General features: G+C 31.9%; 14 protein-coding genes. 9 read left to right on the plus strand and 5 right to left on the minus strand.

Annotated elements, in window-relative coordinates; genetic code table 11:
- Window positions 1–8: 8 nt before the first annotated feature.
- Window positions 9–524 (plus strand): ferritin, encoded by a 516-nt coding sequence (locus JOOMADRAFT_RS02225; protein ID WP_008611043.1) that lies wholly within the window; start codon window positions 9–11, stop codon window positions 522–524.
- 408 nt (window positions 525–932) lie between these two features.
- Here JOOMADRAFT_RS02225 and JOOMADRAFT_RS02230 read toward each other — a convergent pair whose 3' ends face one another.
- A complete protein-coding gene (locus JOOMADRAFT_RS02230) occupies window positions 933–1,271 on the minus strand; it encodes a single-stranded DNA-binding protein (protein WP_008611044.1) in 339 nt (112 codons plus the stop codon).
- 176 nt (window positions 1,272–1,447) lie between these two features.
- Here JOOMADRAFT_RS02230 and JOOMADRAFT_RS02235 point away from each other — a divergent pair, with 176 nt between their 5' ends.
- The 3 genes from JOOMADRAFT_RS02235 (at window position 1,448) to JOOMADRAFT_RS02240 (ending at window position 3,611) form a co-directional block, all read left to right on the plus strand.
- Complete coding sequence (locus JOOMADRAFT_RS02235; RefSeq protein ID WP_008611046.1) at window positions 1,448–2,968, plus strand: bifunctional GNAT family N-acetyltransferase/carbon-nitrogen hydrolase family protein; 1,521 nt, start codon at window positions 1,448–1,450, stop codon at window positions 2,966–2,968.
- 50 nt (window positions 2,969–3,018) lie between these two features.
- On the plus strand, window positions 3,019–3,171 hold the full coding sequence (locus tag JOOMADRAFT_RS20105) for a hypothetical protein (protein ID WP_008611049.1): 153 nt from the start codon (window positions 3,019–3,021) through the stop codon (window positions 3,169–3,171).
- A gap of 89 nt (window positions 3,172–3,260) precedes the next feature.
- The gene (locus JOOMADRAFT_RS02240) at window positions 3,261–3,611 is read left to right on the plus strand and encodes a hypothetical protein (protein WP_008611050.1); all 351 of its coding nucleotides are present in this window, start codon (window positions 3,261–3,263) and stop codon (window positions 3,609–3,611) included.
- A gap of 4 nt (window positions 3,612–3,615) precedes the next feature.
- On the opposite strand, the gene JOOMADRAFT_RS02245 is transcribed toward JOOMADRAFT_RS02240, so the two are convergent.
- Window positions 3,616–4,077 carry a CBS domain-containing protein gene (locus JOOMADRAFT_RS02245; protein WP_008611051.1) on the minus strand — a complete coding sequence of 154 codons (462 nt, stop codon included), beginning with the start codon at window positions 4,075–4,077 and terminating at the stop codon, window positions 3,616–3,618.
- 183 nt (window positions 4,078–4,260) lie between these two features.
- Here JOOMADRAFT_RS02245 and JOOMADRAFT_RS02250 point away from each other — a divergent pair, with 183 nt between their 5' ends.
- The 3 genes from JOOMADRAFT_RS02250 to JOOMADRAFT_RS02260 all read left to right on the plus strand — a co-directional run bounded on the left by JOOMADRAFT_RS02250 (window position 4,261) and on the right by JOOMADRAFT_RS02260 (window position 8,424).
- Window positions 4,261–6,528, plus strand: a complete 2,268-nt coding sequence (locus JOOMADRAFT_RS02250) for a M20/M25/M40 family metallo-hydrolase (RefSeq protein WP_008611052.1) — start codon at window positions 4,261–4,263, stop codon at window positions 6,526–6,528.
- On the plus strand, window positions 6,528–7,340 hold the full coding sequence (locus JOOMADRAFT_RS02255) for an NAD-dependent epimerase/dehydratase family protein (RefSeq protein ID WP_008611053.1): 813 nt from the start codon (window positions 6,528–6,530) through the stop codon (window positions 7,338–7,340). Before JOOMADRAFT_RS02250 ends, JOOMADRAFT_RS02255 begins: the two co-directional genes overlap by 1 nt.
- A 349-nt stretch (window positions 7,341–7,689) precedes the next feature.
- On the plus strand, window positions 7,690–8,424 hold the full coding sequence (locus JOOMADRAFT_RS02260; protein ID WP_008611054.1) for a hypothetical protein: 735 nt from the start codon (window positions 7,690–7,692) through the stop codon (window positions 8,422–8,424).
- Window positions 8,425–8,747: 323 nt separating this feature from the next.
- Here the strand turns inward: JOOMADRAFT_RS02260 and JOOMADRAFT_RS02270 are convergent, their stop codons facing one another.
- Together JOOMADRAFT_RS02270 and JOOMADRAFT_RS02275 are read right to left on the minus strand one after the other, a co-directional pair.
- Window positions 8,748–9,113, minus strand: coding sequence for a hypothetical protein (locus JOOMADRAFT_RS02270; protein WP_008611055.1), 366 nt, complete (start codon window positions 9,111–9,113; stop codon window positions 8,748–8,750).
- Between the two features lie 95 nt (window positions 9,114–9,208).
- Window positions 9,209–9,856: a DUF5916 domain-containing protein gene (locus tag JOOMADRAFT_RS02275; protein ID WP_040879483.1), complete on the minus strand. Its 648-nt coding sequence runs from the start codon at window positions 9,854–9,856 to the stop codon at window positions 9,209–9,211.
- Window positions 9,857–9,898: 42 nt separating this feature from the next.
- On the opposite strand from JOOMADRAFT_RS02275, the gene JOOMADRAFT_RS02280 reads away from it, so the two are divergent.
- Both JOOMADRAFT_RS02280 and JOOMADRAFT_RS02285 read left to right on the plus strand, forming a co-directional pair.
- Window positions 9,899–10,177: a transposase gene (locus JOOMADRAFT_RS02280; RefSeq protein WP_008611014.1), complete on the plus strand. Its 279-nt coding sequence runs from the start codon at window positions 9,899–9,901 to the stop codon at window positions 10,175–10,177.
- Window positions 10,174–11,022 carry an IS3 family transposase gene (locus JOOMADRAFT_RS02285; protein ID WP_008611013.1) on the plus strand — a complete coding sequence of 283 codons (849 nt, stop codon included), beginning with the start codon at window positions 10,174–10,176 and terminating at the stop codon, window positions 11,020–11,022. The genes JOOMADRAFT_RS02280 and JOOMADRAFT_RS02285 overlap by 4 nt, the downstream gene beginning before the upstream one ends.
- 26 nt (window positions 11,023–11,048) lie before the next feature.
- Here the strand turns inward: JOOMADRAFT_RS02285 and JOOMADRAFT_RS02290 are convergent, their stop codons facing one another.
- Complete coding sequence (locus JOOMADRAFT_RS02290; RefSeq protein ID WP_050989639.1) at window positions 11,049–12,911, minus strand: DUF5916 domain-containing protein; 1,863 nt, start codon at window positions 12,909–12,911, stop codon at window positions 11,049–11,051.
- Window positions 12,912–12,945: the final 34 nt, after the last annotated feature.

Genomic DNA, 12,945 nt, shown 5'->3' on the forward strand with positions numbered 1-12,945 from the left:
AAGAAACCATGTTAAAGAAGAATATAGAAGACGCATTAAATAAACAGATAAGAGTAGAGGCTGAATCTTCTCAAATATACCTTGCTATGGCTTGTTGGGCAGAAGTAAAAGGACTTGAAGGAGTTGCTCAATTTATGTATGACCAATCTGATGAAGAACGCGAACATATGCTTAAATTAGTTAAGTTTATAAATGAACGTGGCGGACATGCAAAAATTTCTGCTTTAAAAGAGCCAAATGTTACTTTTGAAAGCTTTAAAGGAATGTTCGAAAAACTTTTTGAACACGAAGTATTCGTGTCAGAAAGCATTAATAACCTTGTACATATAACTTTGGAAGAAAAAGATTATGCTACCCATAACTTTTTACAATGGTATGTTGCCGAACAAATTGAAGAAGAAATGGCAAGAACAATCTTAGATAAAATTAACCTTATTGGAGATGATAAAGGAGGTCTTTACCTTTTTGATAGAGATATCCAACAATTAACTGTTACTAGCTCTGCTTCAACACCTCTAGAATAATTTTTTCAACTGAAAAAGTGTTAAAGTTTATTTAGATTAAGTTTAAATAAATATATTTGTCAACGGTAATTAAATCATTTTTCCGTTGGGCAAAAAGAAGAAAGATAAAGAAAAGAAGAAAAACAAGAAGATTAAGGAGCTTAAAGTAAAAGGCTTAAAATCTAAATGTTGTGAAAAATATCAGAAAAGCGAATCCAAGCGTTGTAAAAAATGTCCTTGTTTTGACTTAATGAAAGAAAAAGCAGCATAAGTTTATCTTTACTCCTCTTACTTAATAGTATAAAAAAGGTGTCTTAAAAATTTTATTAGTCAGTCTCAGTTTATATTGACAACTATAAAATTTTTAAGACACCTTTTTATTTTTTAGAATTCGATTAAATGAATTTTAATTTCATCAAAAATTTAATCCTAATTAGCCTTACCTAACAACAAAAGTTCATTGCAATTTATTTCTGTAGTATACCGTTTTATCCCCTCTTTATCTAAATAGCTTCTGGTACTTAATTTCCCTTGTATAGCTACTTCTTTTCCTTTGGTTAAGTACTTCTCAACAATTTCAGCAGTTTTTCCCCAAGCAATCACATTGTGCCATTGCGTATCTTTAACTAAATTACCACTGTGATCTTTATAACTTTCGTTGGTAGCTATGGAGAATTTTGCTAAAATTTTACCGCTCTCTAATTTAATAATTTCAGGGTCGTTACCTAAGTTTCCTATTAACTGTACACTGTTTCTTAAAGTATTCATAATTGAAAAATTTAAAAGATTAATATTATTTTTAATTGTAAATTCGATTGACTCAAATCAACATTGCAAAGATTGATTAAGGTCATAAGTTTACTCGGTTCTTACTTAGTTACTTTCGTTTAATTTCGGTTGTAACCGTTTGTAATCATTTGTAAACTTTTATAAAAGAAGCATATATGGAAACTATAAGTAAAATAGAACTAAGAAACCTTCAAATAGAAGACTACCTTGAATTGCGTGCTTCCATGATAGAAGCCTATAGCGGAATTGAAGATGCTCCTTGGAAAGAACATGAAATAAAAAAATTACTTTCAATCTTTCCACAAGGACAATTAGTAGTATTGGCAGATGAAAAAGTAGTTGGTTGTGCCTTATCCTTGATTATTGATGATAAAGATATTGACGACAATCATACGTATGAAGAAATAACAGGTAATTATACTTTTTCAACGCACAATCCTTCGGGAGATATTATGTATGGAATTGATGTTTTTATTCACCCAAAATATAGAGGTTTACGCTTAGGGCGTCGTTTATATGATAAACGTAAGGAACTAGCAGAGCAACTCAATATTAAAGCGATCATGTTTGCAGGAAGGATTCCAAACTACAGCAAATATGCAGAAGAAATTAGTCCGAAGCAATATATTGAGAAAGTGCGGATGAAAGAGCTTTTTGATCCAGTGCTTGCCTTTCAATTAAGCAACGATTTTCATGTAAAGAAAATCATGAAAAATTATTTAGAGGGCGACACACATTCCTTAGACTATGCTGTCTTGATGGAATGGAATAATATTTATTACGACAAAAGTCCGAAGCTAATTAATTCTGAAAAATCTATTGTGAGATTAGGGCTTATTCAATGGCAAATGCGACCCCTAAAAAATTTGGATGCCTTATTCGAGCAAGCTGAATTTTTTATTGATGCTGTTTCTGGATATGGAAGCGATTTTGCTTTGTTCCCCGAATTATTTACAGCTCCCTTAATGGCAGATTATAATCATTTAAATGAAGCGGATGCCATTAGAGAATTAGCAAAATACACGGAACCAATTTATCAGAAATTTCAAGAGTTTGCCATTTCCTATAATATCAATATTATTACAGGAAGTATGCCAAATATAATAGATGGAAACCTGTATAATTGTGGTTTTTTATGCAAGCGAGATGGTTCTTCAGAAATGTATACAAAAATACATATCACTCCAAATGAAGTTGCTCATTGGGGAATGAAAGGTGGAGATGTAATTAAAACCTTCGATACCGATTGCGGTAAAATCGGGATTATTATTTGTTACGATGTGGAGTTCCCAGAGTTAAGCAGACTTATGGCAGATGAAGGCATGCAAATTTTATTTGTTCCATTTTTAACCGATACTCAAAACGGATACACCCGTGTAAAAAGTTGTGCGCAAGCTAGAGCTATTGAAAACGAATGTTATGTAGCTATAGCGGGTTGTGTTGGAAATCTCCCTAGAGTAAATAATATGGATATTCAATACGCGCAAGCAGCTGTTTTAACTCCTTCAGATTTTGCTTTTCCTAACAACGGAATTAAAGCAGAAGCTACACCAAATACAGAAATGACATTACTTGTTGATGTAAACATTGATTTATTAAAAGAATTACACGAGCATGGAAGTGTTAGAATTCTAAAAGATAGAAGAACTGATTTATACGAAATAAAGAAAAAATAGTATATTTATAGATAATAATCTCTCATAAGAGAAATTTAAACCTATAAATTATGAATATAAAAATTACTGGAAAAATTATTAAAATATTTTTATTAGGCACATTTGCCATGTTTATTTTAATATTAATTGTTGATTGGGATGAATTTAAAAAAGGTTATAATGAAGGTATATCAGCACATAAAACAATGAATGTAACAAAGTAAGAAAGGATTATAAACTGAAATAAATGAATTTGTAATTAAAAGCACTTTCAAATCAATACACCTACTTAACAACTAAAGGTGAAATTAAAATGGAAAAAACCTGTCTTGAATGCAATGAAAAACTTATAGGCAGAGCCGATAAAAAGTTTTGCAATGATTATTGTAGAAATGCATTTAATAATAATTTAAATAAAGACAGTAAAAATCTTATTAGGAATATAAATAACCGACTTCGAAAGAATTACAGAATATTAGAAGCTTTAAATCCAGAAAACAAAACAAAAACCACAAAAACCAGATTATTAGACAGAGGATTTGATTTTGAACATTTTACAAGCACCTATACTACCAAAAAGGGCACTACCTATTACTTTTTGTATGATTTAGGTTATTTACCGTTGGAAAACGATTATTATATGTTAGTCCGAAGAGAACAATAAAGCACTAATAATTATGACTGTTTAATTTTAAAGCAGCCACCACAATATCCTTACGACTTATTTGCCCAACCAATTTTCCGTGATCCATAACAGGCAATCTACGGCGGTGACCTTTGTAAAAACGAGAAGCTGCGTCAAAAATATTCATGTCATGTGGAATTGTTTCCACATCTCTAGTCATAAAATTTTCCACATTTTTATCGAGAATTGGCATGTTAAAATAGCGACTTTCAGAAATTTGCTTCATACAATCTGCTTCAGATATTATCCCAACTAAATGTCCATTTTCATCACAGACAGGCCCTCCAGAAATCCGATGTTTTAAAAAAAGTTCCATTACTTCCAAAATAGATTGATCTGGTTTAAAAAGCACTAAATTTTTAGTCATATAATCTTCCACTAAAATTGGAGCATTATACTTCTTTTTTTGTTCTTCCCTTGCTCCTTGAAAACTTTTAATTCCCATATTCTTGCAGATTTTTTTGATTGGTGTGAAATATAAATATAATCAATATTCTTTGAATAAAATAAATTATTCGTAATCTTATTGTTAATTATCGTAATAATCATAAAATAACAAACTTAAATTCATCATTATGAAAAATAAAATTCTTATCCCTATATTTATAAAGCTAACGAACCTAAAGATTTGAAAAAACTATCGCTCCTATTATCGTTTATTATTATCATAGCGCTTACCGCTTGGCGTTTTTATGATTTAATGCCACAGAAGGAATTTTCTCCTCAAACTTTTTCTACGGAAAACACGCTAAATCACATTAAAAAAATTGCCGAAAAACCACATTTCGTTGGTTCTAAATCGCATGCCGAAGTAAAAGAATACATTATTTCTGAACTACAAAAAATAGGTTTAACAACAGAAGTTCAAAAGGGATACACAAGTGGCGACTGGGGAAATCTGAGCTATGCGCAAAATATTGTAGCTAAAATAGACGGATCCGAAGAAGGGAAAGCCTTGGTTTTAATGTCTCATTACGATAGCAACCCTCATTCTTCTCTGGGTGCAAGCGATGATGCCGTTGGCGTGGCAGTAATCTTAGAAGGCATCCGCTCCTATTTAGAAGCTGGGAAAAAACCAAAAAATGATATTATAGTTTTATTTACCGATGCTGAAGAATTAGGCTTAAATGGAGCTCAGTTATTTGTAAATAAGAGTCCGCTAAAAAACAATATTGGACTCATCCTCAATTTTGAAGCCAGAGGTAGTGGCGGCCCTAGCTATATGTTGATGGAAACCAATGGTGGAAATAAAAATATGATTGAATCTTTTAATGAAGCGAATCCACAATTTCCTGTTGCCAACTCTTTAACTTATAGCATTTATAAAATGCTTCCAAACGACACCGATTTGACTGTTTTTAGAGAAGATGCTAATATTAATGGGTTTAATTTTGCCTTTATAGACGACCATTTTGACTACCATACCGCCAATGATAGTTTTGAGAACGTTGACAAAAACACTTTACAACATCAAATTTCATATCTAATTCCGTTACTAAATTTTTATGGAGATTATGACCTAAACTCTATAAAATCCAATCTTGACTACATCTATTTTGATATCCCAGTATTTAATTTTGTTTACTACCCGTTTAGTTGGATTTTTCCAATGCTACTAATAGCCTTTACAATATGGATTGTGCTTGTTTATATAGGTGTTAAAAACAGAAAACTCTCTGGCAAAGGCATTCTTAAGGGCTTTTTAGCATTCCTTGTCTCTTTGCTAATTAATGGACTTATTGGCTATTTTAGTTGGACAGCATTAAAAGAGTTATATCCACAATACCAAGATATTCTGCATGGATTTACATATAATGGACATTTATATATTGCTAGTTTTACTGCATTGAGTTTTGGGATTTGCTTTTATGCCTATTCAAAAATTAAGGATATTTCTGTTCCAAATCTTCTTATTACACCTCTCCTTTTTTGGTTGGTAATTTGCTCGGGGATTGCAATATATTTAAAAGGAGCTAGCTTTTTTATTATTCCTGTATTTGCAGCTTTAGGAGCCTTATTTATCCTTATAAATCAAAAAAAGAAGAGTCCGTCGCTACTTTTCTTAATTATATTATGTATTCCCGCTTTATGGATTTTTGCGCCATTAATACAAATGTTTCCTGTTGGATTAGGACTAAAAATATTAATTACATCCTGCGTTTTAAGTGTGCTTTTATTTGGACTCTTACTTCCTGTATTCGGTTTTTATAAAAACAAAAAAGCATACGCCTATTTAGGGTTTGTTCTGGCTATACTTTTATTTGCTTCTGCACATTTCCAATCCAATTTCACCAAAGAAAGACCACATCCAACTAGTTTATTATACGTTTTAGATAGTGATACAAATACCGTACAATGGGCAACTTACAATAAAGTTTTAGATCCTTGGACTTCAGCATATTTTAATGAGAATAATACTTTTTCTGAAGATAAAATAAAATTTAGCAGTAAATACGGAACTGTGTTTACACATACCTCCAAAGCTCCCATAAAGGAAATTCTTGCCCCTACTATTAACATTGAAAAAGATACTGTTATTAACAATAAAAGACACGTTAGAATATGTGTTACACCTCGTAGAGAGGTAAATCGTTTAGAAATTACTACAAACAATGTCAACATATTGAGCTGTAATGTAAATGGCATTTCTTTTTCTGAAGATTTTTTAAAAAAACGAGGAAGCAGACTTTTAACACATTACATTAGCAATAATGATTATTCTGAAATAAATTTAGTATTTTATGCTACTGAAAAACCTGTTCTAACTTTTTTTGAAGCTTCAAATAATTTGTTAGAACACGCATTATTCAGTGTTCCTGTCAGACCTGAAAATGCAATCCCCATGCCTTTTGTTTTAAATGATGCTATATTGATTAAAAAAACATTAGAACTATAATGCCGAAAAAAATTGCTGTACTTGGTTGTGGTTGGTTAGGATTTCCACTTGCAAAATCTTTTGTAGAAAAAGGCTATGCTGTAAATGGAGCCACTACTTCTGTGGATAAAATTTTAAACATTGCCCACCAAAAAATAAATCCATTTCTATTAGCTGTACACAAGCATCATATAGAAGGAAATATTAGTTATTTTCTTCAAGATACAGATGTATTAATTATTAATATCCCGCCTCGAATTCGCAAAAATTCTGAGGCTAATTACATTTCAAAAATTAAAACGCTTTCAGAAAAAATAGAACAATCAAATGTCAAAAAGGTACTTTTTGTGAGTAGCTCTTCAGTTTATGCTAATGATAATTCTATTGTAGATGAAAATACCCCTGCAAAACCTCAAACTGAAAGCGGAAAACAAATTTTAGCTTCCGAAGAGCTTCTTCAAAAAAATCCAAATTTCAAAACAACTGTAATTCGTTTTTCTGGATTGTATGGAGGAGACAGGCATCCAGTAAATACCCTTTCAGGGAAAAAAAACATTGCCAATCCAAATGCACCAGTCAATTTAATCCATTTAGAAGATTGTATTGGTATTATCAATAAAGTTATTGAAAAAGAAGTTTGGGGAATTACTCTAAACGCTTCTGCTCCTATACATCCTTCAAAAGAAGAATATTATACTGAGCAGGCAAATAAATTAGGCATCAAGATTCCTCAGTTTGAAAACACTAAACAAACCAAAGGAAAAACCATTACCTCTACATTAATTAACACTTATTTATCATATAATTTTATCTATCCAAACCTAGAATATTAATAGCTCTTAAAAACCTTAACACATGGAGTATTTTCTAGTTAAATATAGGTTAAACAGCTTAAAAGCTGAATTTTGAACGCTTACTTCTTTGTAATTTTACAGTGTAAAAGAAATTGAATTAGTTTTCATTTATAAAAAACACATAAAAATTTTAGGTTAGGTTTTTAAGTTAGTTTAGATTAGTTTATTAAAAAGGAGTATTGTTTGTCCATAAGAACAATGCTCCTTTTTTTTATGCTTTTGCATAGATTTAATATTTTTATTGAATAATTTTAATAGATTTGGCAGGTTAAACTGAAGTAGCAGACGTAAACCGCTTCATGTTATTTTTAAACTACAATTTTCTACTATGAAACATTCTATAATACTTTTGGTTTTTTTAGCATCTTTTGCTGGATTTTCTCAAAATAACAGTACTCTTTCTCAGCATTATGAAGCATTTTACAAGCAAATGAAAGAACAAGGCGATGTTAGAGGTGTAATTAATGCTTTGACGCATTTAAATGTATTGAGTCCAAATGAGGCAAGAAAAGATACATTGGCATATTTTTACAGTAATTCTGGGCAACATGCTCAAGCTATTAATCTGTTAGGCGCCGAGAAAGACACTAAAGCATCTAACCTTGCGGTAGAAGTAAAAGCTAGGTCTTTAAAAGCTTTAAATCAACCGCAATTAGCAGTTCAACAGTTTGATATTATGTTCAGCAGAAAACCAGATATCTATATTGCTTATGATTTGGTTGATCTTAATTTACAAATCGGAAAAACTGTAGAGGCTGCCACCTATATTAAGTATGGTCTTGAGCATTCTACGGATGAAGATATGCTTCCTTTCTATGAGTCTAATCCTCCTTACCAAGTGCCTTTAAAAGCTGCTTTTAAATATCAAGAAGGACTTTTAAAATATAATGAAGATAAAGAAAATATTGACGCTTCTATAAAACTTGTAGATGAAGCTATTGTAATGGCTCCAAATTTTAAATTGGCAAAGCAAATAAGACAACTCTTATTAAACCAGAAAGAAGCTGGTAATGCTGAAAAAGCTAAACTTACTCCTAATACAACTACTCCAAAAGAGAATTAATTTCTCCTATTTATTATATTAAAAACTCCCTAAATAGTTTTAAACTGTTTAGGGAGTTTTTATTTTATTGACTGTAATGCAGACTAATTTTCGTCGATCCACTTGTATAAATAATCCAAATCAAAACCCAATGTAGTTAAGTTTGTTTTTAGATGCATTGCTGGAATTTCCTTATACTGACTTCTAAATGTTATTGTTCGAAAACAATTTGGGCATTTCCAATGCTCATGTGAAGTTCCTTTATGGCGTTTTTTGGAGCAATTGTGAGCTTTTAAAAATTCTATCCAATCTTTAAGTTTAACTGGTCTATTATTTCCCAAACCTTAAACATTTGCTGGTTCCAAAATAGTTTTTTTAACTTGTTTTGGAGAATCAAAATTCTGTAATACTCCTTTATCATCAACATAAGCCGAAGAGTATTGTTGTTTAAAAAATTTATTTCGTGACCAACCCAGATTTTTTAATTCAGCATCTCTTTGACCTTGAGACAATTTAAATAAGTCATCACAAAGAACCTTAAGATTGTATTCTAAGTCTTTGATAGCTTCTTTTTCTGTATCCCCATAACCAGAAACGTTTAAAGAAGGAATAATACTTACCCAATACTCTCCCGATTTTCCAGTGAAATTTAAAAGTTTTCCTTTTAAACCATCATGAGTTAATTTTAGATGCTCTTTATTTTCAGTCATTTATACTAGAAATTATTTTTCAAGACTTACCAAAGTAACGAAAAAAACTGAATTAACTATCATATTTATCAAGCACTACTTTTAATATAAAACCGTTATAACCGCCTTCCATATTTTCTATTGTTATAGATAGAGGCGTGTTCTTCTTTTAAATGTTTCTTTCCAAACCAACTTTTAGCACGATTGTAATCCAAAAAATAACTAATTCGAAGCGACAAACTATGCAATTGTGGCTCGTTAAAAAGATTATCAAAATTTCTATTTAAGTCTCTTACCGCTTCTTCTTGATAACTTTCTATAGCATTTCGATACAATAAAGTTAACTGACTCCCAGGTGCAAACCACCAAGAGAAACGTAAATCTATATTCCAATTATTGTATGTAGTGTTATGATTTTCTAGATAATCAGGATTCAAAATTAAATTACCATCTTCTTCCAAACTAAAGAATTTATCATAACTCACATCCGAATAATAATGTCTAAAAGATAAATTTAGCGCCATTACATTATTAAAAATGTATTGAGATTCAATAGCATTTTCAATTGTATTTCGATCTCTTTGACCAAAAATTATATCCCCATCCAAATTATTTACATAGCCTCTGTCTTCATTATTTAAAATAACATTGGTAGTTAAAAACAATTTCCATTTATCTGAAAAGCGATAACGCGGGTAAAAATCAATTCGTTTTTCATCTCTCCAACCTTCACTATATACATACCAATCTATAATACTCCCCAAATTTAGGACAGGAAATTAAGTTGTAATTTTAACCCTGTCAATATGAAAACATCAAGAAGAAAATTCAGCGCATCCTTTAAGGCCAAAGTAGCCATTGAAGCGATAAAAGAGCAGACAAGTATACCTGAACTTGCTGCCAAATTTGAATTGCATCCAGCCCAAATATCCAATTGGAAGCGAGAGTTTTTAAAAAACGCAGAACTTGCTTTCGAGTCCAAATCAGAAAAAGATACTCCAGCTGTGGATACCGCACCGCTTTATAGTAAGATCGGTCAATTACAAGTTGAGAATGATTTTTTAAAGAAAGTCTTGGGCAAATGAGTACTACTGAAAGAAGACAAAAGGTAGTAAAATCTCATCCAAGGCTGAGTCTTGCACAACAATGTAAAATCCTTAACATTCATCGCTCTGGTCTGTATTATAAGCCTAAAAGTGAGAGTCCATTGAATTTAGAACTGATGAAGGCAATAGATGCGCAGTTCCTGGAACACCCCTATTATGGAGTCGAACGGATGACTGATTATCTCATCCTTGATCTTGGCTACCACGTAAATGTGAAAAGAATAAGACGGCTGTATAAAATTATGGGATTACAGACCATATATAGAAAACCTAAAACCACCATCAGGGATCCTAAAAACTATAAGTACCCTTATCTCTTGAAGGGCTTAGTAATAGACCGCCCTAACCAAGTATGGCAGACTGACATCACCTATATTCCTATGTTCCGTGGCTTTATGTATATGAATGCTATCATTGATGTATATAGTAGAAAAATACTTAATTGGAGTATTTCAAACTCAATGGACAAACAGTGGTGTATCGAGCTTCTTAGAGACACTATCGCTCAATATGGCAATACGGAGATCCATAACTCCGATCAAGGGTCACAATATACCAGCTCCGAATATATTGAAGTGCTTAAAGAACATGATATTCAAATATCTATGGACAGCAAAGGAAGAGCTTTGGATAACATTTTTATTGAGCGCTTCTGGAAGTCTCTTAAATATGAAAAGATCTATCTAAACCCACCAAACGGAGGTCTAGATCTCTATCAAATGGTCACGGAATATATTGAATTCTATAACACCAAAAGAAGGCATACTGAAATAGGAAAAGTACCACCTGATCAAATTTATAATACAAAAAGAATAGCATCATAAATAATTAGATATATATTTAAACTGTCTTACAGATGGGGAGTAGTGTAATCATAGGTAATTCCAATTGCAAACTTCTTCCTATAATCTGTTTCAAACCAAGCCCAACCATCATAATAACTTGGTACCTTAACGTACCTGCCTTCTTCTCTAGGTTCGTAAATATCGTTAACACCAAAGGGAGTCATTTCAAAACCTCCTCCAAAACTTATAAATTTTTTAGTTGTAAAACTGGAATTAAAATTAAAGTTAAATTCAGAATACAACCCTGGATCCAAACGCCTTGTTAGATTTAAATTAAAATTTAAATACATGTTATTTAAGTTGCCTTTCGGTTTTAAATAACGATATCCATAATATCCGTAATAGCGAATGTAATTGGTGGTACTAGAATACCCAAGATCGTTGATGTCATAATCTTTTGTCCTAAAGTTAACCTCTCCAGAAAGTCTATGGTTCCCAGCTATTTTAGAAATTCCTGTGCTTCCTTCTGTTCCAAACTTAGTAGAATCTCCTTGCATTACCCAACTCCCCTCTCCACTAACCCAATATTTTATGGTATTTTTTTTATTGGTAACATCCAAATAAAGTCCTGTTGCATTGGCATCTCTAAAATTACCTTCGCGGGTGGTGTTTGTATTGACTAAAGAAATAGAAGAATTCTCCCCAAAACGCTGGTCTAAAACAAACACATTATAATTTGCTAAAGGTTCTACTAATTCCTCTCGGGTTTCGTTTGTATTTGTGTTTGTTATTTCGGCGTACGTACGTTCGGTAACAGCGTTAAAAAAACCAATTCCTAAACCTCCATCTGTACGACCCGAAATTTTCATGGCATTAATTAAATCTACCGTTTGCGGATAAAAAGAAAGTGAATCGTTATCATTAATTTGAACAGCTCCAGTTGGTGCACTTCCTACTCGACGAGAATAAAAAAGATTTCCTTTACTAAACAATTCTGTCCCTTCTGTAAAAAATTGCCGCTGCTCTTCATATTGAACTTCAAATGCAGAAAGGTTAAGCACTCGCTCATCAAATTTAGTCTGACCAAAATCTGGAATTAAAATCATATCCAAAGTAAATGCATCTGTAATTCCATATTTTAAATCCATTCCTCCATTAACACTTACCTCAGATTTCCCATCAAAAGAAGTAATATATGAAGAAACATAAGGCTGAAATGATAATCTTAATGGCGCATCTATATTTTTAATATTATGAATTTCTCCATCATAAATAGAAAAAGAACCTTTACTATTATCCACATGATTCCAACTAAACCGCCTACGTTCTCGTCTAAACTCTCGCTCCATATTTAATCCCCAGGTTTGGATATCCTTCTCTGGAAATCTAAGTTGAGAATAGGGAATAAATATTTCGGCTATCCAATTATCCTCATTTATTTTCACATTACTATACCAAACTCCATTCCATGAGGAATCTTCATTCCCGTTTGTCAGTTTCGCATCCCATTGAACACCAGCTGCGGTAACAATAAACTCAAAACTCTGCTGATGATCGTTGTATCCATTCAGTAAAATAAAAAAGAAATCGTCGTTTCCTATATCATCTCTTTCGGTTAGTTCTTTTGCTATTTTACTAGTATTAGGATCGTTCATAATTGCTCCAAAATAGATTCCAAGGTCGTCATACACAATTCTAACTTCCGTATGCAGACTATTTGGAATTGGAGTGCCATTATTAGGTTCTCTCTCAATAAAATTTGTAGCAACAGAAGCACTATTCCAAATAAGCTCATCAAGAACACCGTCTATTTTTGGTGCTTCTGTAATTCTAATGGCATCTATTTTCTTTCTGGAAATAGAGTCTCCTTCTTGAGCGCTCACTATATGCAAGCTAAAAAGTAGAAAAATAAAGTTTAGGTATTTCATTAAAAGTTCAGTTTTTATAAAGACAACTTCAAAC

Origin of the sequence: Galbibacter orientalis DSM 19592 (assembly GCF_000260115.1) — a bacterium.
Taxonomy (GTDB): domain Bacteria; phylum Bacteroidota; class Bacteroidia; order Flavobacteriales; family Flavobacteriaceae; genus Galbibacter; species Galbibacter orientalis.